The organism is Paraburkholderia suaedae (assembly GCF_040812055.1).
Taxonomy (GTDB): domain Bacteria; phylum Pseudomonadota; class Gammaproteobacteria; order Burkholderiales; family Burkholderiaceae; genus Paraburkholderia.
This window is the reverse complement of record NZ_JBFOAH010000006.1, coordinates 135,032-153,856: the sequence shown is the minus strand read 5'-3', so window position 1 is coordinate 153,856 and position 18,825 is coordinate 135,032. Positions and strand designations below refer to the sequence as shown.

Annotated in this window: 18 protein-coding genes; 11 read left to right on the top strand and 7 right to left on the bottom strand. The window is 64.8% G+C overall.

Annotated elements, in window-relative coordinates; all coding sequences use genetic code 11:
* Nucleotides 1-13 precede the first annotated feature (13 nt).
* The 3 genes from ABQJ48_RS11320 to ABQJ48_RS11310 all read left to right on the top strand — a co-directional run bounded on the left by ABQJ48_RS11320 (nucleotide 14) and on the right by ABQJ48_RS11310 (nucleotide 3,477).
* Entirely contained in the window at nucleotides 14-718 is a 705-nt protein-coding gene (locus tag ABQJ48_RS11320; protein WP_367838071.1) for a TerC family protein, read from the top strand.
* A gap of 181 nt (nucleotides 719-899) precedes the next feature.
* A complete protein-coding gene (locus tag ABQJ48_RS11315) occupies nucleotides 900-1,523 on the top strand; it encodes a pilin (RefSeq protein ID WP_367838069.1) in 624 nt (207 codons plus the stop codon).
* A 169-nt stretch (nucleotides 1,524-1,692) separates the two neighbouring features.
* A complete protein-coding gene (locus ABQJ48_RS11310) occupies nucleotides 1,693-3,477 on the top strand; it encodes a PglL family O-oligosaccharyltransferase (protein ID WP_367838067.1) in 1,785 nt (594 codons plus the stop codon).
* Nucleotides 3,478-3,520: 43 nt separating this feature from the next.
* Here ABQJ48_RS11310 and moaC read toward each other — a convergent pair whose 3' ends face one another.
* Nucleotides 3,521-4,027 carry a cyclic pyranopterin monophosphate synthase MoaC gene (moaC, locus tag ABQJ48_RS11305; protein WP_367838065.1) on the bottom strand — a complete coding sequence of 169 codons (507 nt, stop codon included), beginning with the start codon at nucleotides 4,025-4,027 and terminating at the stop codon, nucleotides 3,521-3,523.
* Between the two features lie 164 nt (nucleotides 4,028-4,191).
* On the opposite strand from moaC, the gene ABQJ48_RS11300 reads away from it, so the two are divergent.
* Nucleotides 4,192-5,901 carry a M48 family metalloprotease gene (locus tag ABQJ48_RS11300; RefSeq protein ID WP_367838063.1) on the top strand — a complete coding sequence of 570 codons (1,710 nt, stop codon included), beginning with the start codon at nucleotides 4,192-4,194 and terminating at the stop codon, nucleotides 5,899-5,901.
* Nucleotides 5,902-5,989: 88 nt separating this feature from the next.
* Here ABQJ48_RS11300 and ABQJ48_RS11295 read toward each other — a convergent pair whose 3' ends face one another.
* The 6 genes from ABQJ48_RS11295 to ABQJ48_RS11270 form a co-directional block, all read right to left on the bottom strand.
* Nucleotides 5,990-6,562, bottom strand: a complete 573-nt coding sequence (locus ABQJ48_RS11295; protein WP_367838061.1) for a DUF2946 family protein — start codon at nucleotides 6,560-6,562, stop codon at nucleotides 5,990-5,992.
* Nucleotides 6,555-7,649, bottom strand: a complete 1,095-nt coding sequence (locus tag ABQJ48_RS11290) for a YheT family hydrolase (protein WP_367838059.1) — start codon at nucleotides 7,647-7,649, stop codon at nucleotides 6,555-6,557. Before ABQJ48_RS11290 ends, ABQJ48_RS11295 begins: the two co-directional genes overlap by 8 nt.
* Before the next feature lie 57 nt (nucleotides 7,650-7,706).
* Nucleotides 7,707-8,153 carry a nuclear transport factor 2 family protein gene (locus ABQJ48_RS11285; protein WP_367838057.1) on the bottom strand — a complete coding sequence of 149 codons (447 nt, stop codon included), beginning with the start codon at nucleotides 8,151-8,153 and terminating at the stop codon, nucleotides 7,707-7,709.
* Nucleotides 8,154-8,320: 167 nt separating this feature from the next.
* Complete coding sequence (gene waaF / locus ABQJ48_RS11280; protein ID WP_367838055.1) at nucleotides 8,321-9,346, bottom strand: lipopolysaccharide heptosyltransferase II; 1,026 nt, start codon at nucleotides 9,344-9,346, stop codon at nucleotides 8,321-8,323.
* Nucleotides 9,347-9,786: 440 nt separating this feature from the next.
* The gene (locus ABQJ48_RS11275; RefSeq protein WP_064268765.1) at nucleotides 9,787-9,981 is read right to left on the bottom strand and encodes a zinc-finger domain-containing protein; all 195 of its coding nucleotides are present in this window, start codon (nucleotides 9,979-9,981) and stop codon (nucleotides 9,787-9,789) included.
* 101 nt (nucleotides 9,982-10,082) lie between these two features.
* A complete protein-coding gene (locus ABQJ48_RS11270) occupies nucleotides 10,083-11,006 on the bottom strand; it encodes a branched-chain amino acid transaminase (protein ID WP_367838053.1) in 924 nt (307 codons plus the stop codon).
* Nucleotides 11,007-11,230: 224 nt separating this feature from the next.
* Between ABQJ48_RS11270 and ABQJ48_RS11265 the strand changes: the two genes are divergently transcribed.
* The 7 genes from ABQJ48_RS11265 to purE all read left to right on the top strand — a co-directional run bounded on the left by ABQJ48_RS11265 (nucleotide 11,231) and on the right by purE (nucleotide 18,744).
* Complete coding sequence (locus tag ABQJ48_RS11265) at nucleotides 11,231-11,977, top strand: AzlC family ABC transporter permease (protein WP_367838275.1); 747 nt, start codon at nucleotides 11,231-11,233, stop codon at nucleotides 11,975-11,977.
* The gene (locus tag ABQJ48_RS11260; protein ID WP_367838051.1) at nucleotides 11,974-12,297 is read left to right on the top strand and encodes an AzlD domain-containing protein; all 324 of its coding nucleotides are present in this window, start codon (nucleotides 11,974-11,976) and stop codon (nucleotides 12,295-12,297) included. Before ABQJ48_RS11265 ends, ABQJ48_RS11260 begins: the two co-directional genes overlap by 4 nt.
* 329 nt (nucleotides 12,298-12,626) lie before the next feature.
* Nucleotides 12,627-13,820 carry a phosphoglycerate kinase gene (locus tag ABQJ48_RS11255; RefSeq protein WP_367838050.1) on the top strand — a complete coding sequence of 398 codons (1,194 nt, stop codon included), beginning with the start codon at nucleotides 12,627-12,629 and terminating at the stop codon, nucleotides 13,818-13,820.
* A gap of 427 nt (nucleotides 13,821-14,247) precedes the next feature.
* Nucleotides 14,248-15,684 (top strand): pyruvate kinase, encoded by a 1,437-nt coding sequence (gene pyk, locus ABQJ48_RS11250; protein WP_367838048.1) that lies wholly within the window; start codon nucleotides 14,248-14,250, stop codon nucleotides 15,682-15,684.
* A gap of 407 nt (nucleotides 15,685-16,091) precedes the next feature.
* Nucleotides 16,092-17,156, top strand: coding sequence for a class II fructose-bisphosphate aldolase (gene fba / locus ABQJ48_RS11245; RefSeq protein WP_367838046.1), 1,065 nt, complete (start codon nucleotides 16,092-16,094; stop codon nucleotides 17,154-17,156).
* Nucleotides 17,157-17,300: 144 nt separating this feature from the next.
* A complete protein-coding gene (locus ABQJ48_RS11240) occupies nucleotides 17,301-18,191 on the top strand; it encodes a phosphoribosylaminoimidazolesuccinocarboxamide synthase (protein WP_367838044.1) in 891 nt (296 codons plus the stop codon).
* A 34-nt stretch (nucleotides 18,192-18,225) separates the two neighbouring features.
* Nucleotides 18,226-18,744 carry a 5-(carboxyamino)imidazole ribonucleotide mutase gene (gene purE, locus ABQJ48_RS11235; protein WP_367838042.1) on the top strand — a complete coding sequence of 173 codons (519 nt, stop codon included), beginning with the start codon at nucleotides 18,226-18,228 and terminating at the stop codon, nucleotides 18,742-18,744.
* Nucleotides 18,745-18,825: the final 81 nt, after the last annotated feature.

Below are 18,825 nucleotides of genomic sequence, written 5' to 3'. Positions count from 1 at the left end.
TATTCTTTCGGTCATGCTTCACTTCTTCGCGACCCTTCATTGGGGCGCCGTCTTTCAGATCATCGTGATCGACATCCTGCTGGGTGGCGATAATGCCGTCGTGATTGCGCTGGCTTGCCGCAATCTGCCACCGCCACAGCGCATCCGCGGCGTGCTGTGGGGGACCGCCGGCGCCATTGGCCTACGCGTGGCGTTGATCGCGTTTGCCGTCGTGCTGCTCGATGTGCCATTGCTGAAATTCACCGGCGGGCTGCTGCTGCTGTGGATCGGCGTGCGCCTGATGGCGCCGGCGCATGGCGTGCATGAGAACATCAAGCCGGCCGACAAGCTGATGGCGGCGATCAAGACCATCGTCGTCGCCGACGCAGTGATGAGCCTCGACAACGTGATCGCGATTGCCGGCGCCGCCGAGGTCGCCGATCCCGAACATCATTTAGCGCTGGTGATCTTCGGCCTCGTGGTAAGCGTTCCGCTGATTGTGTGGGGCAGTCAGCTGGTCCTCAAGCTGCTCGACCGCTTCCCCATCGTCATCGTGCTCGGCGCCGCGCTGCTGGGCTGGATTGCGGGCGGTCTGATCGTCAACGACCCGGCCGGCGACCGGTGGCCGATCCTCGACACGCCTGCCGCCGAATACGGGATGAGCATCGCGGGGGCGTTGTTCGTCGTGATCCTCGGGTATCTGTTCAAGCGCCGCAACGCCAATCGCGCGGCGGTGTAAGGCGCGCAATGCCGCCGCGACAAGCACGTGCGTGGCCGCAAGACCGCGGGACTGAAAGGCGCCGCCGTATCGCGCACCGTTAGCCATTCGGCTGACTGCCGGCCGCGAGCGTCGCTGGCTACGATTGAAACGCCTGTCTCCGATCCGCGGGGCAGGCGTTTTTCGTTTCAGGAGCCTGCCCATGATCGTTACGTTGCCCTATCCCCCTCACTCCCATTCCAGGCTTTCAAGGCGGTCCGCGTGGGGACGCGCGACCTGGTCCGCGCGCCTCGCGCGCGTCTGCCAACGCTTTGGCGTCGGCTTCACGCTGATCGAATTGATGATCGTGCTGGCGATCGTCGGCGTGATCGCTGCTTACGCGATTCCCGCATATCAGGACTATCTGGCGCGCAGCCGGGTCGGCGAGGGCTTGTCGCTGGCGTCGTCCGCCCGGCTCGCGGTGGCCGAAAACGCCGCGAGCGGCAATGCGTTCAGCGGTGGCTACGCGTCGCCACCCGCCACTCGCAACGTCGAGTCGATCCGGGTCGACGACGACACGGGCCAGATCACGATCGCCTTCACCACGCGCGTAGCGCCCGCCGGGTCGAACACGCTGACGCTCGTGCCGTCGGTGCCCGACAATGCTGACGCGCCGACTGCGCGCGTCGGGTTGAGCAAGGACTCGGTGCAGGCCGGCGCGATCACGTGGGAATGCTTCGCCGGCGGCAAAACGGCGTCTTCCTTGCCGGCACCGGGCGCTGGGCCCGCACCTTCGGATGCGCCCACCCTGGCGTCCAATCTGGCGCCGCCGGAGTGCCGTTCGTGAGGGAGCGTGTGATTACCGTGTGACTGAACGGCACGAGCGGCAAACAAGTCGCCGCGCACCCAGACCGCGCACGTAAAACCCTGATTTTTGGTCTATTTCGGCAAGCCGGCGCACAGCGCGAGGAATTTTTTGTATAGTGCGCCGGTTGCTGACGCCCTCCGGTTACTCGATGCCTTCCCCATTTGCACGCTACCTGTCTCTCGCCTTGTTGTCGCTCGCGTTGGTGCTGCCTTATGCAGTCGCCAACCATACTTACCCGATTCCGACCTTCTACGCCGAGTTCACCGCGCTCGCGCTTTATCTGCTGACCGGCGCAGGTGTGGTGCTGCTGATGGCGACTGCGAAGCCGCGCATCGCGTTTGCATCGCCGACCGTTTCACTGGTGCCGTTGCTGTTCGGCCTCGTGCTTATCGCGCAATCGGTTGTGCTGCCGGTCGCGCAGCCGTCGATGAACTGGCTCGGCGGCGGTTTCCTGCTGACGGCATGGATGGCGACGCATGCCGGCTACGGTTTCACACGCGCCAAGCTTCAAGACGACGCGTTGCGCTGGGCGGCGGCTGCGCTGATCGTCGGCGGTCTCTTTGCGGTGTTCTGCCAGGTGATCCAGCTCTTTCATCTGGAGACGCGTGTGTCGCCGTTCGTCGTCGCGTATAACGTGACTGTCGAGCGTCGGCCGTTCGGCAACATGGCGCAGGCGAACCACCTCGCGACCTACATCGCGTTCGCAATGGCGGGCGCGTTATTCCTGGTACAGACACGGCGGCTCGCGCTCAGCATCTGGCTGCTCGTCTCGACGATCTTCGCGATTGGTCTGGCGCTGACCGTGTCGCGCGGTCCGTGGCTGCAAATGGGGGTGATCGTTGTGGCCGGTTTCTGGATGGCCTTCGCGCAAACTCGCGGCGAAGCGCTGCGACGACGGAGCAATCGCGAATGGGTGATCTCTATCGTGCTGGCCGTGCTGTTCTTCGTGGTCAATGCACTGATCCGTTGGGCCAATGTGCACTATCACCTGAACCTCGCGCAGTCGGCGGCAGAACGCTTCAAGGACGCCGGCCAGATCGCGCCGCGCCTTGCCCTGTGGAAGTACGGCTGGACGATGTTCAAAACGCATCCGCTGCTCGGCGTCGGATGGGGCGAATTTCCCGACTACCAGTTCCAGCTGGTGAAGACGCTCGGCGCTGTCGAGATTGCCAACAATTCACACGACATCTTCATCGACCTGCTCGCGAAAACGGGTTTGATCGGCGTGGCGATCTTGCTGATCGGGCTGGTCGCGTGGCTCGTGCGTGTGGTGCGCGCGCCGCAAAACGCGGGGCGCGTGTTCGGCGTCGCGCTCATCGGCGTACTGACAATGCACGCGTTGGTCGAATACCCGCAGCAATATATGTTTTTCCTGTTGCCGGCCATGTTCGTGTTCGGCTTGCTCGAAACGCGGCCATTGCGTGTCATGCCTGGGCGACTGTCGTTTGGCGCGTTCGCAGTAGTGGTGTTCGGCGGGCTGGCCTCGCTGTATCCCGTGTATCGCGATTACGCGCGCGCCGAGGTGCTGTACTACGGCTCGCGGCCCGCCGAGCAGTACGCGGCGAATCCATCCTTCCTGTTCGGCGCGTGGGGCGAGTACGGTCTCGCAACGCTGCAGCCGATGAATGCGATGGATCTGCAACACAAGCTCGCAATGCACAGGCAGGCTATCGCGCTACTGCCGGGCGAAACCGTGTTGCGCCGCTATGCGGTGTTGCAGGCACTGAGCGGGGATACGGCGGCGGCGCTCGACACGGTGGAACGCCTGAAGATTTTTGCTGAGGAACTGAAGGACTGGCCGTCGCAGTTGCGCAATCTGTACGAACTGACCGATGAGCAGAAGTCGCTGACCAACTTCAAGGCGGAACTGGTCAAGCGCTACGGTCAATCGCAGTCCAACGGGGATCAGGATGACGAGAGCGACGACGAATGACTAGTCGACACGGCGTCGCGCTGTTGGGTGGCCGTTCCGTGCGTCATTCTTGCGCGGGCTTGCCAACTCCCGCCTGATTCGCCACCCAATCCCCCGACTTCCCGCCGTGCTTTTCCAGCACGCGCACATCGGTGATCGTCATGCCGCGATCCACCGCCTTGCACATGTCGTACACCGTCAGCAGCCCCACTTGCACGGCGGTCAGCGCTTCCATCTCAACACCCGTTCGGCCGAGCGTTTCAGCCTGAACCGTGCAGTGCACGCCCGGCAGCTTCTCGTCGAGTTCGAAATCCGCTTTCACGCGCGTCAGCGCGAGCGGATGACAGAGCGGGATCAAATCGGCGGTCCGCTTCGAGCCTTGAATCGCCGCAATGCGCGCGATGCCGATAACATCGCCTTTTTTGGCGTGGCCGTCGCGGATCAGCGCGAACGTATCGGGCAGCATGCGGATCGAGCCGCGCGCGACGGCGATCCGCCTCGTCTCCTGCTTGCCGCCGACGTCCACCATATGCGCGGCGCCGGCGGCGTCGAAATGCGTGAGTTCGGGCATGTTGGGCTCCTTCAGAGGGCGTCTATCATAGCAGTGTGATAGCAACGCAAAAACAGCGCGGCCGGCCATCCGGTCCGCTGCGGCCGCTGATTACAATCGCTCTCTGCCCGCTATGTTAGTCCGAGTCGCGGGCGTCGCTTTCCGACTTCGTCACCGACTTCGCGATGCGTCTGAAACGGTTTCTCGCTGCGTTGTTGTCCGTCGCGCTTGCCGCGCCGCCGGGCGCGTTCGCGCAATCGCATGCCGGCGCGAGCGTCGCAATCAACGTGCAGCCGGCCGAGTCGCCACTTGTGAGCGGGCCGTCCACTGCTTACGCCGACCCGGTCGTGCCGCCCGACATCGCGCAAGGGGTGTTCGGCGTGTACGGCGGTGCGCAGAACCGCCTGTCGGGCCACTCCGGTGTGAACAGCGACTGGCGCACGCCGATCGTTACGCAGCCATTGCCCGACCTCGGCAACGGCGGGTCCGGTTCGCTGACGCCGCAAGCCGAGCTCAAGCTCGGCGAACGCGTGATGCGCGAAGTGCGCCGCGATCCCGACTATCTCGACGACTGGCTGGTGCGCGACTATCTGAACTCGGTATCCGCCAAACTCGCTGCGGCGGCGAGCGCGCTGTACATCGGCGGCTATCGGCCGGACTTCGATCTGTTCGCGGTGCGCGACGCGCAGATCAACGCATTCTCGTTGCCGGGCGGCTTCATCGGCGTGAACACCGGTCTGATCGCCGCGACGCAGACCGAGTCCGAACTGGCGTCGGTGCTCGGCCACGAAATGGGTCATGTGCTGCAACGCCATGTTTCGCGGATGATCTCGGAGGGCGAACACAGTGCCTATGCGGCGATCGCCGGCCTTTTGTTCGGCGTCCTGGCGGGCGTGCTTGCCCATAGCGGCGACCTCGGCAGCGCGATTGCGATCGGTGGACAGGCATACGCGGTCGACAACCAGTTGCGTTTCTCGCGTTCGGCCGAGCATGAAGCGGACCGCGTCGGCTTTCTGCTGCTGGCCGGCGCGGGCTATGATCCGTACGCGATGGTGAGCTTCTTCGGCCGGCTCGACCGCGCGGCGATGAGCGACACGGGCGTGCCGGCGTACGCGCGCACGCACCCGCTGACCGGCGAACGGATCGCCGACATGGAGGACCGCGCGCGCCGCGCGCCATACCGGCAGCCGCATCAGTCGCCCGAGTACGGCTTTGTGCGGGCGCGCGCGCGTCTGCTGCAGGACCGCTCGCGCAGCGAGTACGCAGATGACATTTCCCGCTTGCGCTCGGAGATCGACGAGCGCACAGCGGTCAACGTCGCAGCGAACTGGTACGGCATCGCTTATGGTCAATGGCTCCTCGAACGTTACGACGATGCAGCGGCATCGCTCGCGATGTCCCGCGCGGCGTTCGCCGGCGCCGAGCGTAGCGAGGGCGAGCCCGCCCGCAGTTCGCCGAGTCTCGACGTGCTCGCCGCCGACATCGCGCGCAGCGCGGGGCGCAACGACGAAGCCGCGCGACTCGCGGAGCTGGCGCAAAAGCGCTGGCCGCGGTCGAATGCCGCCATCGACATGCACATCCGCACGCTGCTTACCTTGCGGCGTTTCGCCGATGCGCAGGCGCTCGCACGCGAAGAGACGCGCGCCCATCCGGATCAGCCGGCCTGGTGGCTGTACCTCGCGCAGGCAAGCGCGGGCTGCGGCGATGCACTGACGCAGCATCGGGCGATGGCGGAGAAATTCGCGCTGGAAGGGGCGTGGCCGTCGGCGATCCGGCAACTGAAGGACGCACGCGACCTGAAGACGATCGGTTACTACGATCTCGCGAGCGTCGATGCGCGCTTGCACGAAATGGAAACCCGTTACAAGGAGGAGCGGCTCGACGACAAGAGTTAGGGCGACGGCCGCGCTTGTTCAAGTTGATCCGCGCCACAGTCGAACGTCTTGCTCACGATGCACGTTCTACGCTGTACGCTACCAGGCGCTACGCGCTCGCCGCCGGACTGGGCACGAAACCGAAACGCGCGGCGACCTCGGCGCGCCGCATCGGTTGCAGGGGCAACACGCGCTGGTTGTTCCAATGGAATTCGCCACTGAGGCAATCGTCGGCGAGGCTCGCATGATCGGCCAGAATCTGCAGATCGTGATCGTGCAGCACCGCGACTCTTGCGGGCGCCGAGTCGTCGGCAAACAGAATCCCGCCTTCTTCATCGACGAACGCGGAAACGGGCTCGAAAGCGACGCCGGCTTGATCGTGCAGCGCGAGTACGCCATCGGCGGCAGCCGAGAGGCGTACGACCCACGGCGTATAGCCCAGCTCGACATATACCCGCTGCGGACCGTTCTGGAAAAACCACTGGCCGCGTTCATCGGCGTCGTAGTTGCGGTTGATGAACCCCAGCAGCGCCTCATGCCGGATCGGCTCGCCCGGCGCACCGCTCGCCTGGGCGGCTTCGTCGCGCATGCGCCAGTTGCCGCGCCGGTCGAGCATCAGCCAGCCGGTGCAACTCGGAACGTTCGGCCATTTGGCCAGAGCCTGCCTGACGATGTCATCCATGATCGACGTGTCGCTCCAGGTAGCCGAATACGCGCCGCGACAGCCAGTCGATGCGGCCCGGGAACGGCCCGGTCATGAAGCCGGCGTGGCCGCCGTGCCTCGGTTGGTCGAGTTCCACCGCCGCCGACACTTGATCGCGCGAAGGCAACGCGTCAGCCGGCAGGAACGGGTCGTTGCGCGCGTTCAGCACCAGCGTCGGCACCTGAATGTGCGGCAGCAGCGGCCGCGTGGTCGCGGTGCTCCAATACTCGTCGGTATCGCGAAAGCCGTGCAGCGGCGCGGTCACCGCGTTGTCGAACTCGTACATCGTGCGGCTCGCCAGCATCGCGTCGCGGTCGAACAGGCCCGGGAACTGGACTAGCTTCTGCGCGGCCTTGCGCTTGAGCGTCTTCAGGAAACTGCGCGTATAGACGAGGCCGAAGCCCTGCGACAATGCGCGGCCGCCGGCGTGCACGTCGATCGGCGTGGAAATCGCGGCAGCCGCCGCGACCAGCGACGCGGCTTCCTCGCGCCGCTCGCCCAGCCAGCGCAGCAAGACATTGCCGCCGAGCGACACGCCCGCCGCGACGACCGGCCCGCGATGCGCGGCGCGCAAGCGGCGCAGCACCCAATCGACTTCGTTGCTGTCGGCGAGGTGATAAAAGCGCGGCAAGCGATTCAACGTGCCGCTGCAACTGCGAAAGTGCGGCACGACGCCATGCCAGCCATAATCGCGCGCGGCCGCCATCAAGGTGGCCGCATAGTGCGATGACGAACTGCCTTCCAGCCCGTGAAACAGCACGAAGAGCGGGGCATCGGCGGCGGGAATTTGCGGCGCCGCTCCCGGCGCCAGCGATGAGGAACAGGACTCGCCGGCCTGCACGACCCAGTCGAGGTCGATGAAGTCGCCGTCTGGCGTATCCCAGCGCTCGCGCCGAAACGACACCGCCGGGCGGCGCGCGAACAGCGACGGCACGATGGTCTGCACGTGCCGGTTCGGCAACCAGAGCGGGGCGCGATAGAGCAGTTGGACGGTGGCTTCGACGGCGGCCGCGACGGTGCCGTTGGCCGTGCCGGAGCAAGCGGGTTTATCGTGCGTCGAACTCATGCCGGCGGTGGAGCGAAAAAGTAAAGCGCGAGCCCGCATCCGGGGTCGAGCCGCGCGTCAGTGCAGCGAGCCCTGGCCATGCCGCATCTTGGTGGCGAACTGGCTGGCCGCCTCGTTCGGCATCGGGCTCGCGTGGATGTGCGCGATGCGCCACTCGCCGCGTTCATGAACCATCACGTAAGTCGTAAAAACCATCGCGGGCGTGGCGGTGGGATCGACCGGACGATGCGCTTCGGCAATCGCGTAGACGACCGTGCCGAGACTATCGTACACGCGGATGTCGAGCGGCTCGATGGAAATGGGCGCCGCTTCGAGCTGGACCTGCAAGCCGGCGCGAATGCTGTCCAGGCCGTGCAAATGCGAGCCGTCGGCGCAGATGCAGCTCACGAACTCTTCGTCGATCCACAGGCCCATCAAGCTGTCGATATCGACCTCGGCGACGGCCTGATAGTAGGCGTTCAGCGTGTCGGCGGCGGCTTCGAAGATATGGGCAAAACGTGGCATGGATCGTCAGTCTCTTGTACCCGGCGCGCGGTTGCGCGACAGCGGTCAGCGGGGCGGTCCGGCGTACCGGGCCGTCGCACCCGAGCGCCAGAATGCCCGCGCCACAAGGCGCGAACGTGACGCGACGCGCTCAGGGCGTGCGGTGTTGCGTGCAAGTATCGGTGCGTTCAGCGTTGCGTCAGCAACATGCCGCGCAGGTCGCTGAATACCTGCTCGGCGCTCAACTGCTTCAGACAGTTCAGATGACCGAGCGGACACTCGCGCTCAAAACAGGGGCTGCATTCGAGATGGAGCCATTGTACCTTCGCAAGCTCCGACAAGGGCGGCGTGTGGCGCGGATCGGTCGAACCGTACACGGCCACCAGCGGCCGGCGCAGTGCGGCGGCCACGTGCATCAGCCCGGAGTCGTTGGTGACGACCGCATTGGCCCGCGAGATCAGCGCGCAAGCCTCGCCCAATGCGGTCTGGCCGCACAGATTGCGCACGTTCGGTGCTTTTTCGGCGATCGCCTGCGCAAGCGGGGCGTCTTTCGGCGAACCCAGCGCGACGATCTGCGTGTAAGGGAACGACTGGCCGACCATCTGCGCGAGCGCCGCGAAGTGTTCGGGCGGCCAGCGTTTGGCGGGGCCGTACTCGGCGCCCGGGCAGAACACCAGCAGCGGCACCCGCGTATCGAGATTGAAGCGCGCCGATACGCGCGACGCTTCGTTCAGGTCCGCGTCGAGGCGCGGCATCGGCAGATCGTCCGGGAACTTCGCGCCGGGCGCGTAGGCGAGGGCGGCGTATTGGCCGACCATCGGCGGACGTTCGTCCTTGCGCGGATTCGCATGACGCACATTGAGCAGCCCATAGCGGCTTTCGCCGGTATAGCCGATGCGCAACCCGATGCCGGCCATCCATGGAATCAGCGCGGATTTGAGCGAGTTCGGCAGCACGTACGCCGCGTCGTAGCCGACGTCGCGCAGGTCGCTCGCCAACTGCCAGCGACGCAGCATTTGCAGCTTGCCGTGGGCGAGGTCGGTGGCGTAGACCTCGCGGATTTCCGGCATGCGTTCGAGCACGGGCGCGACCCACGAGGGCGCGACCGCGTCGATGGCGATGCGCGGATGCAATTTCACGAGGCGCGCAAACAGCGGCTGCGCCATCAATGCGTCACCGATCCAGTTCGGTGCGATAACTAACGCGCGACGCATCAGATTCAGAGTCCGGTCTCAAAAAGAAACGCCGCGCGCGCAATGCGCGTGGCATTCGGATTGGTGAAAGTGGAAAAGCCGCCGACCGTGCGTCGTGCTTCCGGTAGGGCTGGAAGCGTCGCGGTGGCAACTCTGCTGCAGCGCAATTGTGCCAGGGCTTGTTGGGCGCTGGCAGGTTTGTGCTCGTGTGCTGCATGACCTGGCCGGCTCGCGTTACGCTGCCGCAGCGGAAGAAATCTGCGACCGGTCGGTCATTCGGTCATCGGGTTATTCGGTGAACAGCAAGCAAACGGCGGAACGGCTGCCGTTGCGTACGAACGTGCGGCCATCGAATCCGGAGGCGCCGTCCGCGCGTACCAAGTCGCGCCGACCGGACGCAACAACCCGCGCCCGTCACCTACGCACAGCGCCGCGAACAACCAGCGTTCGTTGCGCCGCGATCAATGCCCCTTGACCACTTCGCCGTCGCGCAGCTTGTAGCGCGTGCTGCAATAGGGGCAACGGGCCTCGCCGTGCGTGACATCGATAAACACGCGCGGATGCGCGCTCCAGCGCGGCATGGCCGGGTTCGGGCAGTACGCCGGCAGATCTTTCGCCGACAGTTCGACCAGCGGCATTTCCTTGATTTCGCTCATGACACTTTCTCGTTGTATGCGGGGTGCGGGCGTCGCGCCGGTCAAGCCCGGCTCGGCAAGAGCCCACGTCAGCCTGGGTCAGCTTGCCGGCGCAGCGCGCGTTAGATCTTGGTCAGCCAGTGCGCGTACTTGTCGCTCTTGCCGTTCACGATGTCGAAGAACGCCGACTGCAGTTTCTCCGTGATCGGGCCGCGTGCGCCCGCGCCGATCGTGCGGTTGTCGAGTTCACGGATCGGCGTGACTTCGGCGGCGGTGCCGGTGAAGAACGCTTCGTCGCAGGTGTAGACCTCGTCGCGCGTAATGCGCTTTTCGATCACCGGGATGCCCGCGTCGCGCGCGAGCGTGATGACGGTGTCGCGCGTAATGCCGTCGAGGCACGACGACAGATCCGGCGTGTACAGCTTGCCGTTGTTGACCAGAAAGAAATTCTCGCCCGAGCCTTCCGACACGTAGCCGTCGACGTCGAGCAGCAGCGCTTCGTCGTAGCCGTCGGCGATCGCTTCCTGGTTGGCCAGAATCGAGTTGACGTACCAGCCCGACGCCTTCGCACGGACCATCGACACGTTCACGTGATGGCGCGTGAACGAGGAGGTCTTCACGCGGATGCCCTTGGCGATGCCGTCCTCACCCAGGTAGGCGCCCCACGGCCACGCGGCGATGGCGACGTGGATCGTGTTGCCCTTGGCCGACACGCCGAGCTTTTCGGAACCGACCCAGATGATCGGGCGCAGGTAGCAGGACTCGAGCTTGTTTTCGCGGACCACTTCGCGCTGCGCGGCAGCGAGCGTTTCGTGGTCGAACGGCACGTCCATCTGGAAGATCTTGGCCGAGTTCAGCAGACGCTTGGTGTGCTCCTGCAGACGGAAGATCGCGGTGCCGCCGTCGGCCGTTTTGTAGGCGCGCACGCCTTCGAAAACGCCCATGCCGTAATGCAGCGTGTGGGTAAGCACATGGATCGTGGCATCGCGCCATTCGATCAGCTTGCCATCCATCCAGATCTTGCCGTCACGGTCGGCCATTGACATACGGTTCTCCAGCAGGTGCGTTGTGAGGTGTGACTATGCGCGTCGGGCGCGCCGAGGAGCGATATTTTAGCGTCTTTTGCACAACCAACGGGCATTTGGCCGCATGGCGGACGCTATAATCCGGCACACGCCTACTTCAAATCCGGATGCGCCGGCGCGTGCCTCGCGAGGTTGGTGCCGGCTTCCCCTCGTTGCGGCGCATTGGCGCCTGCCCGTTTCACCTCATGCTCGCTCGTCTGTCCGATACCGATCGCCGCGCCTTCCGCGACGGCGCACGCGACTATTCGCCCACGCTGATGGCGATCGTCTCCTGGGGCCTCGTCACCGGTATCGCGATGAGCAAATCCGTGCTGACGCTGCCCCAGGCGCTCGCCATGTCGCTGCTGTGCTACGCCGGCTCGTCGCAACTGGCGGTGTTGCCGCTGCTCGCCGCCAAGCTGCCGATCTGGACGGTGCTGCTGACCGCGGCCATGGTCAACACGCGCTTCGTGATCTTCAGCGTCGGGCTCGCGCCGCATTTCTCCTATCTGCCGATGTGGCGGCGCGTCGTGCTGGGCTACTTCAACGGCGACGTGATCTATCTGCTGTTTCAGAAGAAGAGCTTCCCAACCGGTTACGTGCCGGGCAAGGAGCCGTATTACTGGGGGATGGCGGTGTCGAGCTGGCTGTCCTGGCAGGTGTCGTCGATTGTCGGCATCCTGCTGGCGAGTCTGATCCCCGACAACTGGGGACTCGCCTTGGCCGGCACGCTCGCGTTGGTGCCCATCATGGTGTCCGCGATCGCGACGCGCTCGACGCTGGTGGCGGTCGCCATCGCGGGGATCGTGTCGCTGCTCGCGTTCGACCTGCCGTATCGGCTCGCGCTGCCGCTCGCGGTGATCGCGGCGATCGTCGCCGGCAGCGCCGCCGACCTGATGCTCGAGCGCGCCGACCTGCGCCGCATCCGCAACAGCGCCGGAGACTCCCGATGACATCCACGCAGATCTGGCTCGCCATTTTCGGCATGACCTTCGTCACCGCGCTGACCCGCGCGATGTTTCTGATCGGCGGGGAGCGCACGGTCTTGCCGGGGCGCGTGCAACGCATGCTGCGCTATGCGCCGGCCGCGGCGCTCGCCGCCGTGGTGCTGCCCGACGTCCTCGCGACACCGGCAGGGCTGTCGTTCGCGCCGACCAATCACGAGTTTTACGCGACGCTGGCCGGGCTCGCATGGTTTCTGTGGCGGCGAACCATGCTGGGCACGATTCTCACTGGAATGGTCGCGTTCACGTTATTGCGCCTCTTCGTCTAGGCGGGCAGGCGCCCGCTAGCCAACCGATGGCAACCGATGCTGCCATGCGCGACGAGTAACGCATCGCAAATTCGGGACATTCGGCCAACTGCGGGTCAGCAGGCAGTGTGGATCGGTTAAAATGCAGGTTTCGGGGTCGAGCGTGCAGATGCGGGGCGCAAGAGGGCGCAAGAGGGTGAAAGAGGGTGAAAGAGGGCGCAAGAGCCACCCCCTCGCCGTCCGCGCCCGTTCACGCGAGCCGCCGTCGTGCCCAGGCGCAGAAATTCGCCGCGCATGAAGCCCACGCGCCGTCCGCCACCGCCTTCTCATCAACTCGCACACAAACGCCCATGAACAAGGTATTGCGTCTCTCCGATCTGATCGCCGAAGGCAAGCTGTCCGGCAAACGCGTGTTCATCCGGGCGGATCTGAACGTGCCGCAGGACGATCAAGGCAACATCACCGAAGACACCCGCATCCGCGCGTCCGTGCCGGCTATCAAGGCGTCGCTCGACGCAGGCGCGGCCGTCATGGTCACGTCGCACCTGGGCCGCCCCACCGAAGGCGACTTCAAGCCGCAAGACTCGCTCGCACCGGTCGCGAAGCGCCTCGCCGAACTGCTCGGCCGTGACGTGCCGCTCGTCGCCAACTGGGTCGAAAACGGCGTGAACGTCGCGCCCGGCTCGGTCGTGTTGCTCGAGAACTGCCGCGTCAACAAGGGCGAAAAGAAAGATTCCGACGAGCTCGCGCAGAAAATGGCGAAGCTCTGCGACATCTACGTGAACGACGCGTTCGGCACCGCGCACCGCGCCGAAGCGACCACCCACGGCATCGCCCGATATGCGCCGGTCGCCTGCGCGGGTCCGCTGCTCGCGGCTGAGCTCGAAGCGCTCGGCCAGGCGCTGGGCGCGCCGAAGCGTCCGCTGGTGGCGATCGTCGCCGGCTCGAAGGTGTCGACCAAGCTGACCATCCTGAAGTCGCTGGCCGACAAGGTCGATCAACTGATCGTCGGCGGCGGCATCGCCAACACGTTCATGCTGGCCGCCGGACTGAAGATCGGCAAATCGCTTGCCGAAGCCGATCTGGTGAACGAGGCCAAGGCCATCATCGACGCGGCCAAGGCCCGCGGCGCCTCGGTGCCGATCCCGACCGACGTGGTCACGGCCAGGGAATTTTCGCCGACCGCCAAGGCCGAAGTGAAGGCCGTGGCCGACGTGCAGGACGACGACATGATCCTCGACATCGGACCGGACACCGCCAGGGCGCTCGCCGCGCAACTGGAGAAGGCCGGCACGATCGTGTGGAACGGCCCGGTCGGCGTATTCGAATTCGACCAGTTCGGCAACGGCACCAAGACTCTGGCGGACGCAATCGCCAGGTCCTCGGCGTTTTCGATCGCGGGCGGTGGTGACACCCTCGCGGCCATCGCCAAGTACGGCATCCACGACAAGGTCAGCTACATCTCCACTGGCGGCGGCGCCTTCCTCGAGTTCCTCGAAGGCAAGAAGCTGCCGGCGGTCGAAGTGCTGGAATCGCGGGCTTAACGTGGCGACGCGCTCCCCAACGGCCAAGTCTGCCAAGGCGCGCGGTGGCAAGTCGCCGCGCGATACGGCAGTTGCGACGCCAGGAGCGCGCGCCACACGCTCTGCCGCCATTGCGGCAGCGTCCGTCGAAATAGAAGCATCGGGCGCGGCTGTGGCGCTCGGGGGTTTGACCACTGCCACTGACGACGAACCGGCGGATCCGTCCGCCGGGCAGGCCAACCCGGCCCCAGCGTCGCAGGCAGAACTCCCGGACCAACAGACCGTGCCCCGGCCGGCGCCCCCCGTGCTGGTCTCGAACACCCGATCACCCCATAAAGCGACGCTGGTTTCAACCGGCGCGCAGCCCCTGGCAGCATCTTTCGGTGCGCAGCCTCCGCATCCGACTCGCAGCGCTCTTTTCAGCGATCCCATCCAGACGAGGAGACTCATGCATCGCGCCACCAAGATTGTTGCTACCATCGGACCGGCTTCCAACACCCAGGAAATCCTGCTGCAAATGATTCAGGCAGGGTTGGATGTGGTACGGCTCAATTTCTCGCACGGCACCGCCGACGACCACCGCCAGCGCGCCGAGTTCGTGCGCGAGGCGGCCCGCCAGGCCGGCCGCGAAGTCGCCATCATGGCGGACCTGCAGGGTCCGAAGATTCGCGTCGGCAGATTTGAAAACGGCAAGATCACGCTGGTTGCCGGCGAGCCGTTCGTGCTCGATGCCGACTGCGAACTCGGCAATGAACAGCGCGCCGGTCTCGACTACAAGGACCTGCCGCGCGACCTCAGGCCGGGCGACGTGCTATTGCTCAACGACGGTCTGATCGTGCTGAACGTGCAGCGGGTGCTCGGCAATGAAATCCACACCATCGTCAAGATCGGCGGCGAGCTGTCCAACAACAAGGGCATCAACCGCCAGGGCGGCGGTCTGACTGCGCCTGCGCTCACCGCGAAAGACATGGAGGACATCCGCACGGCGATGTCGCTTGGCGTCGACTACGTCGCCGTGTCGTTTCCGAAGAACGCCACCGACATGGAAATGGCCCGCCAGCTGGCGAACATCGCCGGTGCGCCGTACGGCATCAAGCCGAAGATGATCGCCAAGATCGAGCGCGCAGAGGCGATTCCGGCGCTGCAAGGCATCCTCGACGCGTCGGACGGCATCATGGTCGCGCGCGGCGATCTGGCCGTGGAAGTGGGCAATGCCGCAGTTCCCGCGCTGCAAAAGCGGATGATTCGTATGGCGCGCGAATCGAACAAGTTCGTGATTACCGCGACCCAGATGATGGAGTCGATGGTCAACGCGCCGGTGCCCACCCGCGCCGAAGTGTCGGACGTCGCCAACGCCGTGCTCGACGGCACGGACGCGGTGATGCTGTCGGCGGAATCGGCGGCGGGCAAGTACCCGGTGCAGACCATCGAGACGATGGCGGCGATCTGTATCGAAGCGGAGAAGTCGGAGCAGTCGGAGCTGGATAAGGATTTCCTCGACCGCACGTTCACCCGGATCGACCAGTCGATCGCGATGGGCGCGCTCTTCACGGCCTATCACCTGGGCGCGAAGGCGATCGTGGCGTTGACCGAGTCCGGCTCGACGGCGCTGTGGATGTCGCGCCACTGGACTCACGTGCCGATCTTCGCACTCACGCCGCGGGTGGGCAGCGAGCGGGCTATGGCGCTTTACCGCAACGTGACCTCGCTGCATCTGGAGACGAACACGGATCGCGACACCGCGTTGCAGCAAGCGCTGGAAACCGTGGTGAGCAAGGGCTACGCGTCGCGCGGCGACATGGTGGTGCTGACCGTTGGCGAGCCAATGGGGCAGGCCGGCGGCACCAACACGTTGAAAATCGTGCGGGTCGGCGAGCCGTACTGAGTGCGCACAACGCGGTTGTGCTGGGCGGGGCTGACGCGCCAGGGCGCTAGCTGCTGCCGACTCGCTGTGCGTGGGACAGGAGGAAGCGCCAAAGCGCTAAGTGGTGTCGACTCGCTGTGCGTGGGACAGGAGTAAGCGCTAAAGCGCTAAGTGGTGTCGACTCGCTATGCGTGGGACAGGAGTAAGCGCCAAAGCGCTAACTCCTGTCGACATATCCACCGCCCGCTTGATCGGTACAGGGAAGCACGCCAACAAGCCCCGCGAGAGGCTAGAAATCGCGTCTGGAGCGAACAGGACCGCTCGGCGCTTAGGGACCGTGCGACAGGGTATGCGGCTTGCGTCGCGATAAAATCGCCAAAAAAGATGCCGACGGCACAAGAATTCGTTTCACTCTAAGGAGTTACAGCATGCCTCTCGTATCAATGCGTCAACTGCTGGACCATGCCGCTGAGAACGGTTACGGTCTTCCGGCATTCAACGTGAACAACCTGGAGCAGGTGCAGGCAATCATGGCGGCCGCCGACAAAGTCAACGCCCCGGTCATCATGCAGGCTTCCGCCGGCGCTCGTAAGTACGCAGGTGAGCCGTTCCTGCGCCACCTGATCGAAGCGGCGGTCGAATCCTATCCGCATATTCCGGTCGTGATGCACCAGGACCACGGGCAGTCGCCCGCGGTATGCATGGCGGCGATCCGCAGCGGTTTCACCAGTGTGATGATGGACGGCTCGCTCGAAGCCGACGGCAAGACCGTCGCGTCATACGAGTACAACGTCGAGGTGTCGCGCAAGGTCGTCGAAGCGGCGCATTCGATCGGCATCACGGTGGAAGCGGAACTGGGCGTGCTCGGCTCGCTGGAAACCATGAAGGGCGACAAGGAAGACGGCCACGGCGCCGAAGGCACGATGACCCGCGAGCAACTGCTGACCGATCCGGAGCAGGCCGCCGACTTCGTGAAGCTGACGCAGTGCGACGCATTGGCGATCGCCATCGGCACGTCGCACGGCGCGTACAAGTTCAGCAAGAAGCCGACGGGCGACATTCTGTCGATCCAGCGCATCAAGGAAATCCACCAGCGTATTCCGAACACGCACCTGGTGATGCACGGCTCGTCGTCGGTGCCGCAGGAACTGCTCGCGGAAATCCGCGAATTCGGCGGCGACATGAAGGAAACCTACGGCGTGCCGGTCGAGGAAATCCAGGAAGGCATCCGTAACGGCGTGCGCAAGGTCAATATCGACACGGATCTGCGTCTGGCCATCACCGGCGCGATCCGCCGCTATATGGCGACCAACCCGGGCAAGTTCGATCCGCGCGATTATTTGAAGCCGGCGCGGGAAGCGGCGATGAAAATCTGCATCGACCGTTACACGCAATTCGGTTGCGAAGGCCAGGCTGGCAAGATCAAGCCCGTTTCGCTTGATAAAATCGCGGAGAAGTACAAGTCGGGCGAATTGGCGCAAGTCGTCCGCTAAGCTCGCGTTTGGGTCAGTTTCCGGCTTTGCACCTGGCTATCTGGCCAGGTTGTCGTTAGATCGCCGTTCCCGCATCATCCGGGGAACGGCGTTTCCCTTTTGTTCCGCTCACACTTTTTGCCTCACTTTTAGCGAACCACGACGATGTCTACCCTTTACGAATCCACGCTCCGCTCGCTGCCGCTGCTCGGCCGCGGCAAAGTCCGCGACAACTATGCGGTGGGCAACGACCAGTTGCTGATCGTCACGACCGACCGTCTGTCGGCGTTCGACGTCATCATGGGCGAGCCGATTCCGAACAAGGGCCGCGTGCTCAACGAAATGGCGAACTTCTGGTTCGAGAAACTGAAGCATGTGGTGCCGAACCACCTGACAGGCGTCGCGCCGGAGTCCGTGGTCGCCCCGGACGAAGTCGAGCAGGTCAGGGGCCGCGCGGTGGTCGTCAAGCGCCTCGAGCCGATCCTCGTCGAAGCGGTGGTGCGCGGCTATCTCGCCGGCAGCGGCTGGAAAGACTACCAGGCCACCGGCTCGGTGTGCGGGGTGCAATTGCCGGCGGGTCTGCAAAACGCGCAGAAGTTGCCCGAGCCGATCTTCACGCCGGCGGCCAAGGCCGAAATGGGTCACCACGACGAAAACATCACGTACGACGAGATGGAACGCCGCATCGGGACCGAACTGTCGGCCACGATCCGCGACATCTCCATCAAGCTGTACAAGGAAGCTGCGGACTACGCGGCGACCCGCGGCATCATTATCGCGGACACGAAGTTCGAATTCGGGCTGGACAACCACGGCAAGCTTTACCTGATGGACGAAGCGCTGACGGCCGATTCGTCGCGCTTCTGGCCGGCGGACCAATATCAGGTGGGCACCAATCCGCCGTCGTTCGACAAGCAGTTCGTGCGCGACTGGCTCGAAACCCAGCCGTGGGAAAAAGAGCCGCCCGCGCCGAAGCTGCCGGACGACGTGGTCAACAAGACGGGCGAGAAGTATCAGGAAGCGCTCGAACGCCTGACCGGACACAAGCTCGCCTGATCGCGCGCCGTCAGGAAATAAGGAAGCCGTACAGATGAGTGAATCTCAAACCGCCCATACGCATGGCGCGCCGGTCGTCGGTGTGCTGATGGGCTCCAGTTCCGACTGGGAAATCATGAAGAACGCGGTGGCGATCTTGCAGGAATTCGGCGTGCCGTACGAAGCGAAGGTGGTGTCCGCGCACCGCATGCCCGACGAAATGTTCGCCTATGCTGAAAGTGCGCGCGAGCGCGGCATCCGCGCGATCATCGCCGGTGCGGGCGGCGCGGCGCATCTGCCGGGCATGCTGGCCGCCAAGACCACCGTGCCGGTGCTCGGCGTGCCGGTGGCGAGCCGGTATTTGAAGGGTGTCGATTCGTTGCATTCGATCGTGCAGATGCCCAAGGGCGTGCCGGTCGCGACGTTTGCGATCGGCGAAGCGGGCGCGGCGAATGCGGCGCTGTTCGCAGTGTCGCTGCTGAGCGGCACGAGCAAGGAGTATGCGGAAAAACTGGCTGCATTCCGCGTGCGCCAGAACCAGGCGGCTCACGCCATGGTATTGCCGGCGCTGTGATAGCGCGGGCTGATCGCGTTGAGACGTCCCTCTGTCCCACCCTCGACCCCGACCTTTGGCCGAGTGCTCGCAGTGGCCCCA